Here is an 18,883-nt window from a genome sequence, read left to right on the forward strand (position 1 = left end):
CGGTGCCAGCTGGCACCGCGCCTCCCGTCCGATCCGTGGGTGCGTCTAGCTCTTCGACGCCTCGACGAAATTGCGGCCTGATGCCGCGTTCCGCCTCCTAGCTCTTCGACGCCTCGACGAAATTGCGGCCTGATGCCGCGTTCCGCCTCCTAGCTCTTCGACGCCTCGACGAAGTTGCGTCGCGGGTCCGTCTCCTTGATGAGCGAGGTCGCGTCGCGACCCGACACGGCACCGGTGATCCAGCCGATGATGATGCGGGCCTTCCGGTTCAGGGTCGGCATCGCGTACACGTGGTACGCGCGGTGCGCGAGCCACGCGAGCAGGTTGGTCATCTTGATGCCCTTGATGTTCGCGGCACCCTTGCCGACACCGTACGACGCGACGGTGCCGATGGAGGGGTGGCGGTACTCCTCGAGCGGCTTGCCGGTGATGGTCGCGACGATGTTGTCGGCGGCGACCACGGCCTGGCGCACGGCGTTCTGCGCGTTCGGCGGGTAGAACGCCGGCTGCTTGTCGGCGGTCAGGTCGGGCACCTGCGCGACGTTGCCGAGGCCCCAGACGCCCTCGACGACCTGGTGGGTGTCCTCGGCCTCGACCTGGAGCTTCGCGTTCGCGGCGAGGTGGCCCTTCGGCCCGCGCGGCAGGTCGGAGGCGTCCAGGAGCGGGTTCGGCTTCACGCCCGCGGTCCAGACGAGCAGGCCGGTGGCGAACTCGTCGCCGTCGGAGAACTTGACCACACCGCCCTCGGCGCTCGGCATGGTGGTCTTCAGGCGGACGTCGATGCCACGGGCGCGGAGCGACTCGAGCGTCCACTTGGACAGCTCGGGGCCGACCTCGGGAGCGACGCGGTCGAGGGCGTCGATGAGCACCCAGCGGGGCTGCTCGCCGGCGAGCGACGGGTAGGTCTTGATGGCGGCCTGCGAGACGTCGAACAGCTCACCGATCGCCTCGACGCCGGTGTAGCCACCGCCGACGAAGACGCTGGTCAGCAGACGGCGACGCTCGTCCTCGTCGCGGGTGGCAGCGGCCTTCGCGATGTTGTCGAGGAGCTTGGCGCGCACGTAGGCGGCCTCTTCGACGCTCTTGAAACCGACGCCGTACTCCTCGAGCCCGGGGGTCGGGAAGGTGCGGGTGACGGAACCGAGGGCGACGACCAGGTGGTCGTAGCCGAGGGTGCGGTCGTCGCCGCCGGCGGTCGCGATCGAGACGGTCTTGTCGGCCGACGAGATCGCGGTGACCTTGCCCTGGATCACGCGGGTCTTGCGCAGTGCACGGCGCAGCTCGACGGTGACGTCCTTCGGCGCGATGTGGCCACCGGCGACCTCGGGCAGGAACGGCAGGTACGTGTAGTAGGTGTTCTGGTCCACGAGCGTGATGCGCATGGGCACCGTGGCCGCGTGCTTCTGGAGCTGCTTGACCGTGGTGTAGCCAGCGGAGCCGCCGCCGAGGACGAGGACGTGAGGGATCGAGTCTGCCATTCCTCCGGTCTACCGGACTTTGGCTTGGCGCGTCATGAGTTCCGCGGCCTGTCGCGGAGCCGCCACCACGCGGTCTCGGCCAGTTCGGGTCCGGTGAACACCCCGTGCGGGGTGCGGCGGGACTCGGTGAGCGAGAACCGGCGCAGTCGGTAGCCGCCGCCGAAGCGGTCGATGATCGCCTCGGGTGACGCCTCGGGGTCGCGCGTGACGTACCAGGTGCGGTCGTCGACCGGCTCGATCACGCCGCGGTCACCGTCGTCCGCCAATGCGGGAACGCAGGATGTCGATGCGCTTCTGGATCTGCTCGATGCTCGCCTGCGCCACGGCCGGGCCACCGCTGATCCTTCGGAGTTCGGCGTGGATCGATCCGTGCGGTTCGTTCGAGTGGCGGGACCAGATCGACACGAGCCGGGCGAGCTCGGTGCGCTGCTCCTTGATCGTCATGTACATCGGTCGGTCGGGCTCGGGCGCTTTCGGCATGCCGTCCTTTGCCGTGCGGCCCTTGGAGCGCTTCGCCTGCGTCGCCTGTCGCGCGCGCAGGAGGTCGCGAACCTGGTCGGGTTCGAGGAGCCCGGGGATGCCGATGAAGTCGAGCTCCTCGAGGGAACCGACCTCGCCGCCGGTGCCGAACTCACCGCCGTCGTAGAGGACGCGGTCGAAGGACGCCTGCGAGTCGAGTGCCTCGAACGGCTGGACCTCGAGCAGGCTCTCGGACGCGCGGTCTTCCTTGTTGGCCTCGGCGACCATCGCGTCTTCGGGGTTGTACATCCCGTCGTCGGCGTCCTTCGGGCGGTCGAGGGCGTGGTCGCGCTCGAGCTCGAGGGTGGCGGCGAGGGCCATCAGGCCGGGGACGCTCGGCAGGAAGACACTCGCGGTCTCCCCGCGGCGACGGGCACGCACGAAGCGGCCGATCACCTGGGCGAAGAACAGCGGCGTGCTCGCGCTCGTGGCGTAGACCCCGACGCAGAGCCGTGGGACGTCGACGCCCTCGGACACCATGCGGACGGCGACCATCCAGCGCGAGGTGTCCTCGGCGAACGCGCTGATGCGGCTCGACCCGGCGGCTTCGTCGGACAGCACCACGGTGGGACGCTCCCCCGTGATCTGCTGCAGGATCCGGGCGTAGGCGCGCGCCGTGGTGGTGTCGGTGGCGATGACCAGACCGCCGGCGTCGGGCACACCACGACGGACCTCGGTCAGACGCTTGTCGGCGGCGGAGAGCACGGCCGGCATCCACTCGCCCTCTGGCGACAGCGCGGTGCGCCAGGCCTGCGCCGTGATGTCCTTCGTGACCTGCTCGCCCAGGGATGCCGACATCTCGTCGCCCATCCGGGTCTTCCAGCGCATCTGTCCGGCGTAGGCCATGAACAGCACCGGGCGGACGACGCCGTCCTTCAGGGCTCGGCCGTAGCCGTAGTTGTAGTCGGAGATCGAGGTGCGGATGCCCTGCTCGTCGGGGGCGTACTGCACGAACGGGATCGGTGCGGTGTCGGACCGGAAGGGGGTTCCCGACAGCGAGAGCCGGCGGGTGGCACCGGAGAACGCTTCTCGGATGCCGTCGCCCCACGTCAGGGCGTCGCCACCGTGGTGGACCTCGTCGAGGACGACCAGGGTGCGGCCGCCCTCGGTGATGCGCTTGTGCACCTCGGGGTTCATGCCGACCTGGGCGTACGTGATCGCGACGCCCTGGTAGTGCCGGCCGAACATGCCGTCGCCGTTCTTGAACATCGGGTCGATCCGGATGCCCACACGGTCGGCGGAGTCGGCCCACTGGCGCTTCAGGTGCTCGGTCGGGGCCACGACGACGATGCGGTCGACGGTGCCGCGGGCCAGGAGCTCGGTCGCCAGTCGGAGCGCGAAGGTGGTCTTGCCGGCACCCGGGGTCGCTGCCGTCAGGAAGTCGCGGGGTTCCTTCTCGAAGTACTTCGTGAGCGCTTCGATCTGCCAGGCGCGGAGCTTCGACGCCGTGCCCCAGGCGGCCCGGTCCGGGAACGCCGGCGACAGGTGCTGGACGGCGGAGTTGCCAGCCGCTTCGGCCAGGGCCGCGGCGTCGGCTTCGTCACGGGCGGCGTCGCCCTGCGCCTGCGCCGTCTGGTGCGCCTGGGTCTGGTGCCCCTGGTTCTCGTGGACCGGGGTGCCGTCGTGCGTCGGCGACGATCCGCCTGCGCCGGACCGGTCGTCACCCGACTCCGCCCACAGCGTGGCGGGCTGCTGGTCTTCGTACTCCGCTGCGCTCACTGAACCCGATTCTACCGCCACCGTCAGTCCTGCCGAGCGTGCGGGACGCCGCCGTCGGGGGTCCGGCGGACCAGGGATGCCGGTCGCAGCACGCCGGCGCCGAACCGGGCGGCGACCGCGTCGACCGTGGTCTCGGTGTCACGCCACGGCGCGTCGTCGTCCCACAGGGCGTTGCTCGCGGCCGCGGGCACGAGGTTCTCACCACGCACCCCGATCAGCCGGATCCGGTTGCCCGGTCGGTGCAGCACGTCGTACAGCTCGACGGCTTCGCGGTGCAGGCGCTTCGCGACGTCGGTGGGCTCCGCCAGGGTGCGCGACCGGGTGAGGGTGGTGAAGTCGGTGTACCGGACCTTGAGCGCCACGGTCCGGGCCTGCACGTCGGCCTGGCGCAGGCGGACGGCGACCTTGTCGGCCAGGCGCAGGAGTTCGCGGGCGACGTCGTCGCGCTCGGTCAGGTCGCGGCCGAACGTGACCTCGTGCCCGATGGACTTCTCGCCGACGCCGGTGTCGACCACGCGGGGGTCGCGACCCCACGACAGGTCGTGCAGCCGCTGCCCGCCGGCCGGGCCGAGTGCCGACACCAGCGACCCGAGCGGGGTGTTCGCCAGGTCGCCGACCGTGCGGATGCCCCGGCGTTCGAGCGTCTCCTGCGTCTTGCCGCCGACGCCCCAGAGCGCGGACACCGGCTGCGGGTGCAGGAACGCCACGGTGTCGGCGGCGGGGACCACGAGCAGGCCGTCCGGCTTCGACCGGCTGGAGGCGAGCTTCGCGACGAACTTCGTCGATGCCGCACCGACGGAGCAGTGCAGTCCGGTCTCGGCGAAGACCGTGCGGCGGATCGCCTGGCCGATCTGCCACGGAGTGCCGTACAGCCGGAGGGCACCGGCGACGTCGAGGAACGCCTCGTCGATGCCGAGGCGCTCGACCCGCGGGGTGAACCGGTCGAAGATCGCCATCACCGCGGCGGACTTCGCCCGGTACTTCTCGAAGTGCGGCTCGACGATGACGGCGTTCGGGCAGCGGCGTTTGGCGACGGCCATCGGCATCGCGGAGTTGACCCCGTAGCGACGGGCTTCGTAGGTGGCGGCGGTGACGACGGAGCGGTCGGAGTCGTGTCCGACGATGACCGGCAGCCCCACCAGGTCGGGGCGGTCGAGCAGTTCGACGGAGGCGAAGAAGGCGTCCATGTCGACGTGCAGCACGGTCGCCGAGACGTCGTCCACCGGTGCGTCGGAGACGAGGCGGTTCCGTCCGTCCTGCTTACTCACACCGAGATGATGCCAGGCGCCGCCGACATCGCCGTGCCGGGAGTGCCCACGGCCGCGCGGTGCGAGGTTCGTCGCGTCGTGCGCGGTTGCTCACCGGCCGCGGCACCGTACGCCGCCCTCAGCCGAGCGGGCCGAGCACCGACGCGGCGATCGTCCGCGCCGCGGAGTCCCGAGACGACGGGTGGTACTGCCCCGCCCGGACGTCCCGCGCCAGCCGCGCCAGCTCGCTGGAGGACCGGAACGCCGAGCCGCCGACGACGCGCACGGCCTCGTCCACGACGTGCTGCGCGGTGTCCACGGCCCGGGCCTTCGTCCCGACGAGCAGCGGGAACCAGCGGGCGCCGAGGTCGTCGAGCTCGTCGACCGACCGCGCCAGCGAGTCGACCTGCAGCGTGATCGCGTCGACCGCACCGCGCAGGTCGGCGATCGCCCGCCGCACGTCGGGGTCCTGCGACCGTCGGGTGCCGTCAGCCGCGGTCCGCCCCGCCACGGCGGACGCCGCGAGCGCGATCGCGCGCTCCGCGATCCCCACGTACACCGACGCGATGAGGAGCTCGAACGCCGCGAAGATCCCGAACACGAGCGGGTCCTGGTTCGGCCCGACCGGCAGCGACCGGACGATGCGGTCGGCGGGGACGTGCACGCCGTGCAGCTTCGTGGTGCGGCTCTGCGTCGCACGCATGCCGAGCGGGTCCCAGTCGTCCAGGTGCTCGACGTCGCCGTCCGACCGCAGGACGAACCCGTGCACGAGCCGTGGCTCCGGCCCCGAGGTGTCCTTGCCGAAGACGCTCATGACGTCCCACGCCGGTGCGAGCGACGTGAAGACCTTCGTGCCGGTGAACCGGTAGCCGCCGTCGCCGTCCGGCTCCGCCGTCGTCGACGAGTCGAACAGCACGGCGTCGTTGCCGGGTTCGCTCACCCCGAAGGCGAGCAGGTGGTCGTCCGCAGCGTGGTCGGTGACGGCCTGGAGGAACGACCCGCCTCGCGCACGGACGGCGCGGGCCGCCTGCACCCACACCTGGTGCATGCCGAGGCCGAGTGCCGTCGCCGGCGCGGCCTGGGCGAGGGCGCGCTGCACCCCCACGGTGGCCCGGAGGCCGAGGCCCGCCCCGCCCTGCTCGACGGGCACGCCGATCCGCAGGTAGCCGACGGCGCGGAGCTCGTCGAGGTCCTCGGTGCAGAACGCGTTCGCGGCGTCGTAGCCGGGGGCTCGCTCGGCGATGCGGCTGAACAGCTCGTCCGGCACCGACCAGCCGACGGCGTCCGTGTTGGCCTTCGTCATGCCACGAGACTAGGGTCCGGAACGTGTCAGATCGTCATCCTTGGACCAGGTACGTCGCGATCGGTGACTCGTTCACCGAGGGCATCGGGGACCCCGACCCCACCGTCCCGGGCGGCAACCGCGGCTGGGCGGACCGCGTCGCCGAGGTGCTCGCACACCAGACCGACGACTTCGCCTACGCGAACCTCGCGATCCGGGGGCGGTTGCTGCAGCAGATCATCGACGAGCAGGCCGAGGCCGCCGTCGCCCTGCACCCGGACCTCATCACGGTGTCCGCTGGCGGTAACGACATCATCCGCCCCGGCTCGGACCCGGACGAGCTCGCCGAGCGCGTGGACCGGCTCGTGGCCGACCTGCGCCGCGACGGAGCCACCGTCGTGCTGTTCACCGGCCCCGACGTCGGGATGACCCCGGTGCTCGGCATGGTCCGTGGCAAGACGGCGATCTACAACGAGAACCTGCACGCCATCGCCCTGAAGCACGGCGCCCTGGTGGCGAACACGTGGGCACTGCGCGTGCTCCGGGACCCGCGGATGTGGGCTCCCGACCGGCTGCACCACTCCCCGATGGGCCACTCGACGATCGCCGCGGCGGTGCTCGACACCCTCGGCGTGCCGCACGGCCTCGAACCGTTCAACCCGGACCCGCTCGAGGCACGGCCGTGGCGTGAGGCCCGCGCCGAGGACCTCGGCTGGGCCAGGGAGTACCTGGTGCCGTGGGTGGTCCGGCGCATCAAGCACACCTCGTCCGGCGACGGGGTGTCGGCGAAGCGGCCCGAGCTGCAGATCGTCACCGAGCATCCCTCCGACACCCCGTAGGCACTGGGCCTCGGAGCCACAGGCCCTCAGTCAGCGGGGCGCCGCAGCGTGAGCGGTCCGTCGTGCAGCGGCTCGGTCTGCCAGCTCGTCGTCGTCGATCCCGTCGTCGGGTCGATCCGCACGTGCGCCAGGTGCGGGGTCTCGACGAACCGCACGTCGACGCGGACCGTCCCGTCGTCCTCGACGGCACCGCTCGCGGCGAGCGGCCCCGCGACGGCCCACTCCCCCTGCCCGACCGGCACCGACAGGGTGCCGCCGTCGACGTCGAGCGTGAGCCGCCACCCGACGCCGTCACGGGCCAGCGGACCGACGTCGGCGAGGCCCTGCAGCGGACCACCGTCGACGGCGGGCAGTCCCAGGGAGGCGAGCCGGGCCTCCAGGGCGGGTGCCGAGGCCGCGTCGGACGCGCGGTCGACGGCGGGCAGCAGGTGCCGCCAGACCGCATCGAGGACCGCCTGCATGTCGAGGCTCTGGCCGGTCATCGCGAGCACGACGTCCTGCTCCGGCAGGACGACGCAGAACTGACCGTAGGCGCCGTCGCCGCGGAAGCCGTGGCGGGCCATCCAGAACTGGAAGCCGTAGCCCTGGGACCAGTCGGGGTTGGGCTCGTCCGGGTTGGCGACCTGCGTGCTGGTGGCCTGCTCGACCCAGTCGACGTCGAGGATCCGCTCGCCGTCCCACACGCCGCCCTGCAGGTACAGCTGGCCGAGCTTGGCGACCGCGTCCGTCGGCGCGTAGCACCCGCTGTACCCGAGCTCTGCGCCGGTGTCGTCGCGGCGCCAGGCGAGGTCGTCGATGCCGAGTGGGTCGAGCAGGTGCGGGCGGAGCCACGCGACGAGGGACCCGCCGGTCACCCGCCGGACGATCTCGGCGAGGGTGTACGTGCACGGCTGGTTGTAGGCGAAGACCGTGCCGGGTTCCTCGTCCGGCGGGAGCAGCAGGAACCCGCGCACCGTGTTCGTCGGGTCGAGGGCCTGGGCGCGGTCGATCGTCTCCTCGCGGTGGCCGCTCGCCATCGCGAGCAGGTGCCGGACGCGGATGCGGCGGCTGCGTTCGTCCGTGACGTCGGCGTCGAGCTCCGGGAAGTACGACAGCACGGTGGCGTCGAGGTCGATCAGGCCCGCCCGGACGGCGATGCCGACCCCGGCGGCGGTGAAGCTCTTGCTCAACGAGTAGAGCAGGTGCACGCGGTCGGCGGCGTACGGCTGCCACCAGCCCTCGGCCGCGACCTGGCCGTGCCGGAGCAGCATGATGCTGTGCGGCTCCACGTCGGGGGTGGACTCGAGGGCGTCGAGCAGGGCGGTCACGCCGGCGGGGTCGATGCCGAGGGCGGCGGGGGTGGTCCGGGGGAACGTCGTCATCGTCGTCACCCGACCGACTCTACGGTCGGCGGCCGACGGGCGTCACGCCCCCTGGAACGGGTTCGTCCAGCGCCACCAGACTCCGGGGTCGTCGATCGTGCGTTCGAGCACGAGCGGCACCGTGACCGGGTCGTGGTCCGAGATGCGGAACCGGACCTGCCCGACCCGTTCGCCCTTCGTGCCGAAGGTCACCTGCTCGAGCTTCGCCTTCGCGGTGACGGTGGTCCTGCCCCACACGAGCACCTCGGCGGCCTTCGTCGTGACCGCGTCGGCCTCGTCCTGCCACGGGGTCGAGAACGTGCCGAAGGTCTGCCCCTGGTGCGTGAGCGTCACCACCTGGAAGTTGTCCGCCACGGACCGCAGCAGCCGCTGCACGTCGACGTCGAGGGAGTCGTGGTCGACGCCGCCGAGCATCACGCCGACGACCGTGACGTCCTTGCCGCCGCGCTCGTACGTCGCCGCGAACAGCAGACAGGCGCCGGCCTCGTCGAGGGTGCCGGTCTTGATCCCCTCGATGCCATCGAGGCCGAGGAGCTTGTTCGAGTTCTCGATCTCGCCGACCGTCGGGATCGTCACGTCCTTGGTGCCGACGATGTCCTTCACGACCGGGTTCGCCAGCGCGAGCTGCCCGAGCTCGACCAGGTCGGTGGCGGTCGAGGTGTTGTCCGGGTCGAGGCCGGTCGGCTCGTGGATCGTGGTGTCGTCCAGGCCGTGTTCGTCGAGCCAGTCGTTCGCCGCGTGCTCGTAGGCGGCGATCGAGCCGAAGGCCCAGATGGCGAGCGCGCCGGCGTAGTTGTTCGCCGACTTCATGAGCATCACCTGGAACGTCTGGTGCTCGGTGAGCTCCAGGCCGGCCGGCATCGGGGCCACCTCGCCGTTCTGCGCCGCGTACTTGGCGTACAGACCCTCCATCTGCTTCGTGAAGCGGATGGACGGACCGGACTCCCCCGCGGCCATCGGTTTCTCGTCGAGCACCACGAGCGCCGTGACGACCTTCGTGATGCTCGCGATCGACCGGGGCTTCGTGTCGCCGCTGGTGCGCAGGCTCTCCGGGAAGTCGGTCGCCTCGACCGCCGTCGCGCCGTACCCCGGGAAGCTCAGCGCCGGGACGGTCGTCTTCGGTGCCGAGTAGGTGGTGGTGCTGGCGCTCGCCGGGCCGAACGGCACGACGGCCGCGGCGACGAGGTAACCGGCCACCAGGAGCAGGACGGCGACCACCGAGATCGTGACCGGCCTCCGGACGGCGGAGCGGGGGCGGCGGACGACTCGTGACACGGGACCCGAGCGTACCGGTCCGCTCCTCGGCCGAGGCTGCGACGGGCTGGTCGGGCTGGCGTGCCGGAGCGGGAGCCTGGGTGGTCGGGCTGGGGGGGTCCGGAGCGCGACGCCGCGTGTGACGGCCGTGTAAAAGATGGTCGTACCAATCGACCGAGCAGACCAACCGGCCCTACCGTCGAGGGCATGCACCGTGGACGGACCCTGAGCGCGGCGACCGCCGCCCACCTCGGCACACTCGTGCTCGATGACCTGCAGCCCGGCGACAAGCTGCCGCCGGAACGCACCCTCGCCGAGGACCTCGCCGTGTCCCGCACGACCATCCGCGAGGCACTGCAGGAGCTCGAGCGCCGTCGCCTGGTCTCCCGGACCCCTGGTCGTGGCACCGTCGTGCTGCCGCGGCCAGAGGAGGCGTCCGCCCTGCTCGACCACCACCGCGACGACCTGGACCACCGGGCCGAGCACGTCGCCGAGTTCCGGACCGTCGTGGAGCCGCAGGTCGCCGGACTCGCGGCGGCACGGGCGGGCGAGGCCGACCTGCTCACCCTGGAACGCATCCTCGCCGCGACGCACGCGGGCCTGAGCCCGGAGGAGTCGCTCGCCCAGGACGTCGCCTTCCACGTGCAGGTCGCCCGCACCTCGGGGAACCCCCTGCTCGTGTCCCTGTGCGAGCTCAGCAGCGGTTGGGTGCAGGACGTCCGTGCCCGCTCGCACAGCACCAGCGAGGGGCGCCGGTCGTCGTTCGAGTGGCACGAGCGGATCCTCGAGCGGATCCGGGAGCACGACGTCGCGGGCGCGACGCGGGCGATGGCCGACCACCTCGCCGACGTGGCCCACCCGGTCGAACGGAGGACGGAACGATGACCACCACACGCGAGACCACCGCCCCCGCGGTGGCGACCCTGCAGCCCGGCACCGGACCCGTCCGCGGTGACCACTCCCTGCCCGTCGACCCGGAGAGCGTCCTGTGGGGCCGACTGCCGAGCGACGGTGACACCCCGGCCCTGACGATCGGCCCCGGCGAGTCGGTCACCATCGACACCGTCAGTCACGAGGGGCTCCTCCCCGACCAGGGCAGCGACCCCGTCGGCTGGTTCGGCGAGCACGGCGTCGCTCCGGAGCACGTCCTCGCCGACGCCGTCACGATCGCCCGCTCCGGTCACCGCGACCCCGCGGCGGACGGACCGCACGTGGTGTCCGGGCCGATCGCGGTGCGCGGTGCCCGTCCCGGTGACGTGCTGACGATGACGGTCCTCGAGACCCTGCCCCGGGTGCACTACGGCGTCGTGTCGAACCGGCACGGCCGCGGCGCCCTGCACGGTGAGTTCCCGGTCGACGGCACGACGGTGAGCGTCTTCGCCGACGTCGTGGACACCGACCAGGGCCGGCGGGGCCGCATCCCGCTCACCCCCGCCGGCGACCGCTTCGCGCACTTCCCCCTCGCCCCGTTCCTCGGGATCATGGGCGTCGCCACCCCCGGGGAGCGGCTGCACTCCGTCCCGCCCGGTCGCCACGGCGGCAACATCGACGTCAACCTGCTGCAGGTCGGCGCGCAGCTGCACCTGCCGGTGCTCGTCCCCGGCGCGCTCGCCCACGTCGGTGACCCGCACTTCGCCCAGGGCGACGGCGAGGTGGCGCTCACCGCGATGGAGGCCTCGCTCCGCGCCACGATCCGCTTCGATCTGACCCCTGCCGCCGAGGCCGCCGCGCGCTTCGGGGACCTGGTCTGGCCCGTCGCCGAGACGCAGGAGTTCCTCGTGCCCACGGGCATGGACCCCGACCTCGACGAGGCCGTCCGGCAGTGCGTCCGGCACGCCGTCGCGATCCTCGGCGCGCGCTGGGGCATGGAACGCCACCTGGCGTACGCGTACTTGTCCGCAGCGACCGACTTCAACATCTCGCAGGTGGTGGACCTGGTCTCCGGTGTCCACGCCCGCATCCGCAAGGCCGACTTCGAGGAGCCCGCCCGATGACCACGCCCGCGGCGTCGCCCGCGCCCGAAGGCCTGCTCGAGGCCCTCGCCGCCTACGAGACCGCCCTGCTGGCGAACGACCGCGACGCCCTCGATGCCGCCTTCGTCGACTCCCCCGGCGCGATGCGCGGCGACGACCGTGGCCTGCTCGTCGGGCACGACGCGATCAGCGCGTTCCGCGGGGCACGGGGTGGGGTCGCGACCCGGTCGCTGACGCACGTCGAGGTCCGCCCCCTGGCCGAGGACCGCGCCCTCGTCGTGTCGGTGTCCCGGTTCGCCGCGGGTGGGCAGGGCCTCCAGACCCAGCTCTGGCGCCGCGACGGTGGCACCGGCGAACGCGGGTCCAACGACGGCGACACCGGCGCCGGCCCCCGCTGGCGCATCGAGGCGGCCCACGTCACCGGCCGTCCCGAGGCCGTCGACACCACCGTCTGGCGGGCCGTCGGCGACCCGCTCGTCGCCCCCACCGCCTCCGGACCGCTCGACGGCTTGACCGTCGCCGTCAAGGACCTCTACGCCGTCCCCGGCCAGCCCGTCGGCGCGGGCAACCCGACGTACCTGCGCGAGGCCCCCGTCGAGACCGCGCCCGCCGCAGCGGTCGCCGCGCTCCTCGCCGCCGGCGCCTCGATCCGTGGGATCGCACGCACCGACGAGTTCGCCTACAACCTGACGGGCCGGAACGCACACCACGGCACGCCGCCGAACAGCGCGGCTCCCACCCGACTGCCCGGAGGCTCGTCCAGCGGATCCGCGTCGGCCGTCGGCCTCGGCACGGCCGAGATCGGGATCGGCACGGACACCGCGGGATCGGTCCGGGTCCCCGCCTCGTACCAGGGGCTCTGGGGCCTCCGGACGACGCACGGCACGGTCTCCCGCGACGGGCTACTCCCGCTCGCGCCGTCGTTCGACACCGTGGGATGGCTCACGCGGAGCCCCGGTGTGCTGCTCGCCGCCCTCGACGCCACCGTGCCGCCACCGCCCGCGCCGACAGGATCGCCCGACACGACAGCGCTCGTCGTCCCGGAGGAACTCGTCGCACTCGTCGAACCGGACGTCGCCCGGGCCTTCGCCGCCTTCGTCGAGACGCTCGACGAACCCGTCGCGACCGTCCGGCTGCGCGACCTCGGCATCCCGGACCCGGCAGCACTGCAGCACCAGATGCGTCTCGTCCAGGCCGCCGAGGCGCTCGCCGCCCACGGTCCCTGGATCGACGCGCACCCAGGTGCCCTGAGCACCGTCGTCGGTGACCGGTTCCGCGCGGCACGGGCGGACGATCCCGGCACGACCGCCGACGCCGTGACACGCCTCGACGAGGTCCGTGCGACGATCCGCCGTGCCCTCACCGGTCGGACGCTGCTGTTCCCGACCGCCCCCGGACCCGCACCCCTGCTCCACGCGGACACCGCGGCGCTCGAGCGCACCCGGACCACCACCACGGCGATGACCGCGCTCGCGAGTGTCGGCGGCCTGCCCGCGGTGAGCGCACCGGCGCTGACCGTGGACGGCGCGCCCGTCGGCGTCTGCCTGGTCGGCGGGCCGACCACCGACCGAGCCCTGGTGATCCGCGCCGGGCGCATGCTGCCCGACCAGGCCGCCCCGGGCCTCCCGACCGTCTCGGTGGTGCGCTAGGAGGCGAGCCGCCGGGCGTGGGTGACCGCCCACAGACCGACGGCGCTCGCCGCGGCCACGTTGAGCGAGTCGACGCCGTGCGCCATCGGGATCCGGACGGTCGTGTCGGCCGACGCGATCGCGGCCGGCGTCAGCCCCTGCCCCTCGGTGCCCATCACGAGCGCGACCTTGTCGGGCAGGTCCGCCACGAAGGCGTCGAGGTCGACTGAATCGTCGGTCAGCGCCATCGCGGCCAGGTGGAAGCCCTGCGCGCGGAGTTCCTCGCCCGCCGCGGGCCAGTCGCCGATGCGGGTCCACGGCACCTGCAGGACCGTGCCCATGCTCACGCGGACGCTCCGGCGGTACAGCGGGTCGGCGCAGCGAGGACTGACGAGCACCGCGTCGGCACCGAGACCGGCGACGCTGCGGAACACCGCGCCGACGTTCGTGTGGTCGACGATGTCCTCGAGCACGACGACGACCTTCGCGTCCCGCACCACGTCGGCGACGCTCGGCAGCTCGGGACGCTGCATCGCGGCGATCGCACCGCGGTGCATCCGGAAGCCGGTGAGCTCCTCGAGCAGGACGTCGGCGCCGACGAAGACGGGGCCGTCGTGCTCCGCGACCAGGGGCAGGACACTGTCGAGCCACTTCTCCTGCACCAGGATGCTCCGCGGCACGTGCCCGGCGCGGACCGCACGCTCGATGACCGTGTTCGACTCGGCGATGTACAGGCCGCCCTCGGGCTCCGAGACCCGACGGAGTGCCACGTCGGTCAGACGGGCGAAGTCGTCGAGGCGGGGATCGTCGAGGGAGTCGATGCGGACGGAGTGCACGGGGCTCGTTTCGGTGTGGTGCGGTGGCGGCGTATGAGTCCCGCGGGCCAGGGCCGGCGCGGGTCCGGCGGGCCGGGGCGTCTCCGGGCTGCCGCCGGGCGGGTCCGCCGAGGATGCGCTCGGCCTGGGAAGCGACCGGGACGGTCGGGTGTTGAGGGTACCGTGAACAGGGTGCTGGATGATGCTGCGTCGACGACCGGACCGACCACCGGGGCGGCCGCCGGGTCGGTGACCGCCGACGACCTGGACCGCGTCGTCGAGGTGCTCGCGGGCAAGCGGATCGCCGTGCTCTCCGGTGCCGGTCTGAGCACCGACTCCGGCATCCCCGACTACCGCGGCGCCGGGCGCGTGGTGCGCAAGCCGATGACGTTCCAGGAGTTCCTGGCCGACCCCGCGAAGCGCCAGCGCTACTGGGCCGGATCGCACCTGGGCTGGCGGAGCTTCGCCGCCGCCGTGCCGAACGACGGGCACCGTGCGCTCGCCGCACTCGAGGACGCCGGGATCGCCGCCGGGATCATCACGCAGAACGTCGACGGCCTGCACCTGCGCGCCGGGTCCCGCCGCGTCGTCGAGATCCACGGCTCGATGGACCGTGCCGTGTGCCTGCGGTGCGGCCAGGTGTTCTCCCGCTCCGACCTCGCCGCCACCATCGACCGCGAGAACCCGTGGATCGACGAGCCCGGAACCGTGCAGCTGCAGCCGGACGGCGACGTCGAGATCACCGACGTCGAACGGTTCGTCGTGCCCGCGTGCACGGTGTGCGGCGGCGACCTGAAGCCCGACGTCGTCTTCTTCGGCGAGTTCGTGCCGGCCGAGAAGTTCCGCGAGGCCGTGTCGATCGTCGCCGACGCCGACGCACTCCTCGTCGTCGGATCGTCCCTCACCGTGAACTCGGGCGTGCGGCTGGTCGACCACGCTGCACGCCGCAAGAACCCGGTGGTCATCGTGAACCGCGGCGAGACCCGCAGTGACCGCCGTGCGGCCGTGAAGCTCGATGCCGGTACCACCGAGACGCTCGTGCAGCTGGCGGAGCGACTCAGTGCGGCGGCATCGGCCGACTGACCTCCCGCTGTCGCCGGACGGGCCTGCCGGGCGCGTCTGCGAAGATCGTCGGGTGACGACCCTCCTGTACCTCGTCCGACACGGCGAGACCGACTGGAACGCGCAGCGCCGCATCCAGGGCTCCACCGACATCCCGCTCAACGACACCGGACGACGGCAGGCCGCCGAGGCCGCCGAGCTCCTGACCCGCCGACCGTTCGACGCGGTCGTCGCCTCACCGCTGTCCCGAGCGGCCGAGACGGGCGCGATCATCGCGGATCGCCTGGCACTCGACGCGCCGACGGCGTACCCGGGCCTGGCCGAGCGCTCCTACGGCGAGGCCGAGGGCCTGACCGACGACGAGGTGTCGGCACGGTACCCGCACGACGACATCCCCGGTCGGGAATCCCGCTCGGCGCTGCTCGCCCGCGTCACCGAGACCCTCGGCGAGATCGCGGTCCGGTTCGACGGGGGCGTCGTGGTGGTCGCGACCCACGGCGCGGTGATCCGCAGTGTCGTGAACGCCGCCGCCCCCGGTACCGCCGACCGCCGCCACACCCCGATCCGGAACGGGTCCATCCACTCGTTCCGGTGGGACCCCGAGCGCTTCCACGCCGAACTCGTCCGCTTCGACGACCCGATCGACGACGTGTCCGACGCGGCCGGAGGGTCGGCGTTCGAGTACCAGAACCCCTTGGAGCGCAGGGGCTGACCGGGGACTAGGCTCCGACGCACCCGCACACCGGGTGAGGGGAGCCACATGTCCGACGACGGAACCGACCGACACGGTCAGCGTGCCCTCGACCCGCAGGACGACGACCTCGACCGTGTCTTCGGCCCCGAGACCGCGAGCGTCCCCACCCGCACCCGGGCCCGCACCTGGTTCATCATCGGCGGGAGTGCCCTGGCGGTCGCCGCCGTCATCGCGGTGGTGCTCGGCTCGATCATCGGGAGCGTCCAGAACGGCATCGGCGGGGTCTTCCCACGCCCGGACGTGGCGCTCGACCGGTTCGACACGCGCGTGCGTGCCCTGCCCGGCGTCACCGACGTGCGGCACCACGCCCCGTCCAAGACCGCGTTCGCGAGCTACGACGCCATCGCGACGGTCCGTGCGGATCCCGCGCTCGACCCCGTTGCCCGGCGTGACCTTGTCGCCGCCATCAGCCGCGCAGCAGACGAGTCCGGCGGCAACGGCGTCCGTGTCGTCGTGGTCGCCGACCTCGGCACCCTGCAGATCGGCGTCACCGGCGCCGGTGCGGTCGCGGCGAAGCGCCTGGCACTGGCGGACACGCTGGACCACATCGGCGGTGTGACGGAGGTCCGCTGCTCGTGGGAGCGTGGCGGGGACCCGTCCGACTCCGCAAGCGACCAGTCGATCGTCGTGCGGACCCCGGGTCGGGGGGCAGCGGTGCCGCCGATCGTGGCGCGGGTCACCGAGGAGACGCAGAAGGTGTTCCCGGGGGCGGACGTGCAGGTGATCGCGCCGGAGTGACGGTGCGGTGGTCGCGCCGTCGAGGCCGGGGAGTGGCACGCCCGACGTGACCGCGGTCCGCGCCGGCCCTCAGCCCCGCCGGTCCCCCACAGCCCGCTCGACGGCCCGGACGACCCGCTCCGCCGAGTCCTGCCACCGGAACCGGCCGGCACGCTCGATCGACTGCCGCGAGGCCTCGTCCCACCGTTCCTCGACCCGCCGGACAGCCGCAGCGACGGCGGACGGCGACGCCGGGTCGAAGTACTCCGCAGCGGAGCCGCCGATCTCCCGGAAGATCGGGATGTCACTGACGACGACCGGGGTCCCGACGCCCATCGCCTCGACGAGCGGGATGCCGAACCCCTCGTCGTACGACGCGGTCGCCAGTGCCGTGGCCGAACGGAGAACGGACAGGTACTCCTCGTCGGTGGCGCCGTCGTGGAACACGATCGATCCCGCAGGAGCCAGCGCCTCGAGCCGTGCCCGGTCGGCGTCGGACACCCGCGACATGCAGTGCAGCGTCCAGTCCGCCCCGAGGAGCGGCAGCGCCGCCGCCAGGGTCTCCACGTTCTTGTACGGCATGAACGAGCCCATGTAGACGAGCGAGCGTTGCCGTGGCGCTCCGGCCGACCGCGGTGTCGCCGGATCGGCCGCGTTGTAGGCCACGGTCACGGGTCGGCGCGTCAGCCGGTGCTCGGCGATCAGCCCGGCGGTCGTCTCCGACACCGTCACCACCCCGTCGGCGCCGTTCAGCAGGAACCGCTGCGGCGCCCAGGACAGGTGGAACGCCCGCCAGCCGAGCCGCAGCGGCCACGAGAACTCCCGCGGCGGCGTGCGGTTGCGGTAGTAGATCAGGTCGTGCAGCGTCAGGACGAGCGCGTACCGGCGCCCCCGCGACCCCATCGTCTGCATGGGCGAGAACACCGCGTCGAGCCCGAGCCGGTTGACGCGCCGGGCGACGAGCGGCTCCCCCGCGTCCGTCGGCGCGGGCAGCAGCTCCCACGGCAGGTCGCTCGGCAGCGACTCGAGCTGGCGCTCGTCACTGACGAGCAGTACGTGGTCGTGCCGGTCCGGCAGGTGCGCGACGACGCCGGCGGTGAACCGGCTGATGCCGTCGTGCCGACCGATCCGCACGTACCGGCAGTCGATGCCGATGCGCAGGCGCGTCACGACGCGTCCGCCGTCCGGGAGGCCCGCCCCGACCCCGACCGTCGGCTGTCCGCCGCGGCCGCAACGCGTCCCGTGCGCCCCTGGCGTCCGGCACGTCCGGCCGTGTCCGCCATCCGGCGGAGCACCGCCGCCGCGGCCGGAGCTGGCGTCTCGTAGTGGACGAGGTGGCCGACACCCGGGATCACGACGAGCTCGGCGTCACGCAGACGCTCGGCGAGTGCGCGCTGTTCGGGGACGGCGGTGATGTCGTCGTGCTCGGCCGCGACGAGCAGCACGGGCACCTCGATCCGGTCGGCGTACTCGGAGACGTCGTGGGAGACCGAGGTGCGGAATGCCTCGAGCACGCTCGTGCGGTTCGCGAAGGCCGAGAAGTACCGGTCGTGCTGGTCGTGCACCCATCGGCGGACGGCGGGGTCGCGCGACTTCAGCATCGCGATGCTCATCGCCCGGACGATCGCCCCGTTCCGCAGGATCCCGAGCCCGATCGGCTTCGGCAGCACCGCGCCGGCGCGGTAGTACCCGATCGCGATCGCCGTCCCGACGGCACGCGGACCCTGCAGTGCCGGGGCCGCGATGGGGTTCACGAGCACGAGCAGTCGGGTGTCGAGCCCGGCGGCGACGGTGGCCGACACCACGATCGACCCGAACGAGTGCCCGAGCACAACGGTGTCGCGGCCGAGCCCGAGCGCGGCGTGGAACCCGGCCAACCAGGCCACGTAGGCGTCGACGTCGGACACCGGCAGCGGATCGGACACGCCGAAGCCGGGCAGGTCCGGCACGACCACACGGACACCTTCGAGGTGCGCGGCGATGGTCTCGAGCCCGTGGTGGTCCCCGCGGAACCCGTGGACGGCGAGCACGGTGCGATCCGCATCCTCGGGCCCGTAGACCCAGTAGTGCGTGGTCCGGCCGTCGACCTGGACGGCACGGTGCACGACCGGGGTGGCGGCCATCAACGACTGGTACGGGGAGAGTACGGGCGGTTGCATCCGCGCCAGTCTAGGGAGCGAACCGCACGAAACCCCGGACACCCGCAGCATCTCGCGCCTATCGTGTCCGGGGCGG

Annotated in this window: 17 protein-coding genes; 7 read left to right on the forward strand and 10 right to left on the reverse strand. The window is 72.7% G+C overall.

All coding sequences use genetic code 11. The features are described 5' to 3' along the window. Nucleotides 1-149: 149 nt before the first annotated feature. From OE229_RS11900 to OE229_RS11920, 5 genes are all read right to left on the reverse strand, one after another. Nucleotides 150-1,478 (reverse strand): NAD(P)/FAD-dependent oxidoreductase, encoded by a 1,329-nt coding sequence (locus tag OE229_RS11900; protein ID WP_263344498.1) that lies wholly within the window; start codon nucleotides 1,476-1,478, stop codon nucleotides 150-152. A 32-nt stretch (nucleotides 1,479-1,510) separates the two neighbouring features. Then, nucleotides 1,511-1,720 (reverse strand): hypothetical protein, encoded by a 210-nt coding sequence (locus OE229_RS11905; protein ID WP_263344500.1) that lies wholly within the window; start codon nucleotides 1,718-1,720, stop codon nucleotides 1,511-1,513. A gap of 7 nt (nucleotides 1,721-1,727) precedes the next feature. Next, nucleotides 1,728-3,518, reverse strand: a complete 1,791-nt coding sequence (locus OE229_RS11910) for a DEAD/DEAH box helicase (protein WP_111031858.1) — start codon at nucleotides 3,516-3,518, stop codon at nucleotides 1,728-1,730. Between the two features lie 221 nt (nucleotides 3,519-3,739). Further along, nucleotides 3,740-4,984: a DNA polymerase IV gene (gene dinB / locus OE229_RS11915; RefSeq protein ID WP_262138173.1), complete on the reverse strand. Its 1,245-nt coding sequence runs from the start codon at nucleotides 4,982-4,984 to the stop codon at nucleotides 3,740-3,742. A 118-nt stretch (nucleotides 4,985-5,102) separates the two neighbouring features. Further along, nucleotides 5,103-6,266 (reverse strand): acyl-CoA dehydrogenase family protein, encoded by a 1,164-nt coding sequence (locus tag OE229_RS11920; protein ID WP_262138175.1) that lies wholly within the window; start codon nucleotides 6,264-6,266, stop codon nucleotides 5,103-5,105. Nucleotides 6,267-6,289: 23 nt separating this feature from the next. Between OE229_RS11920 and OE229_RS11925 the strand changes: the two genes are divergently transcribed. Beyond that, the gene (locus OE229_RS11925; RefSeq protein ID WP_182065056.1) at nucleotides 6,290-7,084 is read left to right on the forward strand and encodes an SGNH/GDSL hydrolase family protein; all 795 of its coding nucleotides are present in this window, start codon (nucleotides 6,290-6,292) and stop codon (nucleotides 7,082-7,084) included. Between the two features lie 26 nt (nucleotides 7,085-7,110). On the opposite strand, the gene OE229_RS11930 is transcribed toward OE229_RS11925, so the two are convergent. After that, a complete protein-coding gene (locus OE229_RS11930; protein WP_259578225.1) occupies nucleotides 7,111-8,445 on the reverse strand; it encodes a serine hydrolase domain-containing protein in 1,335 nt (444 codons plus the stop codon). Nucleotides 8,446-8,487: 42 nt separating this feature from the next. Further along, nucleotides 8,488-9,720 (reverse strand): D-alanyl-D-alanine carboxypeptidase family protein, encoded by a 1,233-nt coding sequence (locus tag OE229_RS11935; protein WP_182065057.1) that lies wholly within the window; start codon nucleotides 9,718-9,720, stop codon nucleotides 8,488-8,490. Nucleotides 9,721-9,906: 186 nt separating this feature from the next. On the opposite strand from OE229_RS11935, the gene OE229_RS11940 reads away from it, so the two are divergent. From OE229_RS11940 to OE229_RS11950, 3 genes are read left to right on the forward strand one after another with little or no spacing between them, the layout of a single operon-like run. Next, nucleotides 9,907-10,584, forward strand: coding sequence for a FadR/GntR family transcriptional regulator (locus OE229_RS11940; protein ID WP_262138178.1), 678 nt, complete (start codon nucleotides 9,907-9,909; stop codon nucleotides 10,582-10,584). Beyond that, nucleotides 10,581-11,693 (forward strand): acetamidase/formamidase family protein, encoded by a 1,113-nt coding sequence (locus OE229_RS11945; protein ID WP_262138180.1) that lies wholly within the window; start codon nucleotides 10,581-10,583, stop codon nucleotides 11,691-11,693. The genes OE229_RS11940 and OE229_RS11945 overlap by 4 nt, the downstream gene beginning before the upstream one ends. After that, the gene (locus OE229_RS11950; protein ID WP_262138182.1) at nucleotides 11,690-13,321 is read left to right on the forward strand and encodes an AtzH-like domain-containing protein; all 1,632 of its coding nucleotides are present in this window, start codon (nucleotides 11,690-11,692) and stop codon (nucleotides 13,319-13,321) included. The genes OE229_RS11945 and OE229_RS11950 overlap by 4 nt, the downstream gene beginning before the upstream one ends. Here the strand turns inward: OE229_RS11950 and OE229_RS11955 are convergent. Further along, nucleotides 13,318-14,136: a TrmH family RNA methyltransferase gene (locus OE229_RS11955; RefSeq protein WP_262138184.1), complete on the reverse strand. Its 819-nt coding sequence runs from the start codon at nucleotides 14,134-14,136 to the stop codon at nucleotides 13,318-13,320. The two genes, OE229_RS11950 and OE229_RS11955, sit on opposite strands and share 4 nt — an antisense overlap. 228 nt (nucleotides 14,137-14,364) lie before the next feature. Between OE229_RS11955 and OE229_RS11960 the strand changes: the two genes are divergently transcribed. From OE229_RS11960 to OE229_RS11970, 3 genes are read left to right on the forward strand one after another with little or no spacing between them, the layout of a single operon-like run. Continuing rightward, a complete protein-coding gene (locus OE229_RS11960; protein ID WP_182065081.1) occupies nucleotides 14,365-15,198 on the forward strand; it encodes a Sir2 family NAD-dependent protein deacetylase in 834 nt (277 codons plus the stop codon). Nucleotides 15,199-15,250: 52 nt separating this feature from the next. Beyond that, nucleotides 15,251-15,889, forward strand: a complete 639-nt coding sequence (locus tag OE229_RS11965) for a histidine phosphatase family protein (RefSeq protein ID WP_182065062.1) — start codon at nucleotides 15,251-15,253, stop codon at nucleotides 15,887-15,889. A 48-nt stretch (nucleotides 15,890-15,937) separates the two neighbouring features. Next, nucleotides 15,938-16,669 (forward strand): hypothetical protein, encoded by a 732-nt coding sequence (locus tag OE229_RS11970; RefSeq protein WP_182065063.1) that lies wholly within the window; start codon nucleotides 15,938-15,940, stop codon nucleotides 16,667-16,669. Nucleotides 16,670-16,738: 69 nt separating this feature from the next. Here the strand turns inward: OE229_RS11970 and OE229_RS11975 are convergent, their stop codons facing one another. Together OE229_RS11975 and OE229_RS11980 are read right to left on the reverse strand one after the other, a co-directional pair. Beyond that, nucleotides 16,739-17,809 carry a glycosyltransferase family 4 protein gene (locus tag OE229_RS11975; RefSeq protein ID WP_262140139.1) on the reverse strand — a complete coding sequence of 357 codons (1,071 nt, stop codon included), beginning with the start codon at nucleotides 17,807-17,809 and terminating at the stop codon, nucleotides 16,739-16,741. A gap of 5 nt (nucleotides 17,810-17,814) precedes the next feature. After that, on the reverse strand, nucleotides 17,815-18,807 hold the full coding sequence (locus OE229_RS11980; RefSeq protein ID WP_262138185.1) for an alpha/beta fold hydrolase: 993 nt from the start codon (nucleotides 18,805-18,807) through the stop codon (nucleotides 17,815-17,817). Nucleotides 18,808-18,883 lie beyond the last annotated feature (76 nt).

Source organism: Curtobacterium poinsettiae, assembly GCF_025677645.1.
GTDB classification, from domain to species: Bacteria; Actinomycetota; Actinomycetes; order Actinomycetales; family Microbacteriaceae; genus Curtobacterium; species Curtobacterium poinsettiae_A.

Bases quoted from the DNA above. Each gene is read 5' to 3' on its own strand.
- OE229_RS11940 (WP_262138178.1), top strand. From the start codon at position 9,907: ATGCACCGTGGACGGACCCTGAGCGCGGCGACCGCCGCCCACCTCGGC.
- OE229_RS11930 (WP_259578225.1), bottom strand. From the start codon at position 8,445: ATGACGACGTTCCCCCGGACCACCCCCGCCGCCCTCGGCATCGACCCC.
- OE229_RS11900 (WP_263344498.1), bottom strand. From the start codon at position 1,478: ATGGCAGACTCGATCCCTCACGTCCTCGTCCTCGGCGGCGGCTCCGCT.
- OE229_RS11950 (WP_262138182.1), top strand. From the start codon at position 11,690: ATGACCACGCCCGCGGCGTCGCCCGCGCCCGAAGGCCTGCTCGAGGCC.
- OE229_RS11980 (WP_262138185.1), bottom strand. From the start codon at position 18,807: ATGCAACCGCCCGTACTCTCCCCGTACCAGTCGTTGATGGCCGCCACC.
- OE229_RS11920 (WP_262138175.1), bottom strand. From the start codon at position 6,266: ATGACGAAGGCCAACACGGACGCCGTCGGCTGGTCGGTGCCGGACGAG.
- OE229_RS11945 (WP_262138180.1), top strand. From the start codon at position 10,581: ATGACCACCACACGCGAGACCACCGCCCCCGCGGTGGCGACCCTGCAG.
- OE229_RS11970 (WP_182065063.1), top strand. From the start codon at position 15,938: ATGTCCGACGACGGAACCGACCGACACGGTCAGCGTGCCCTCGACCCG.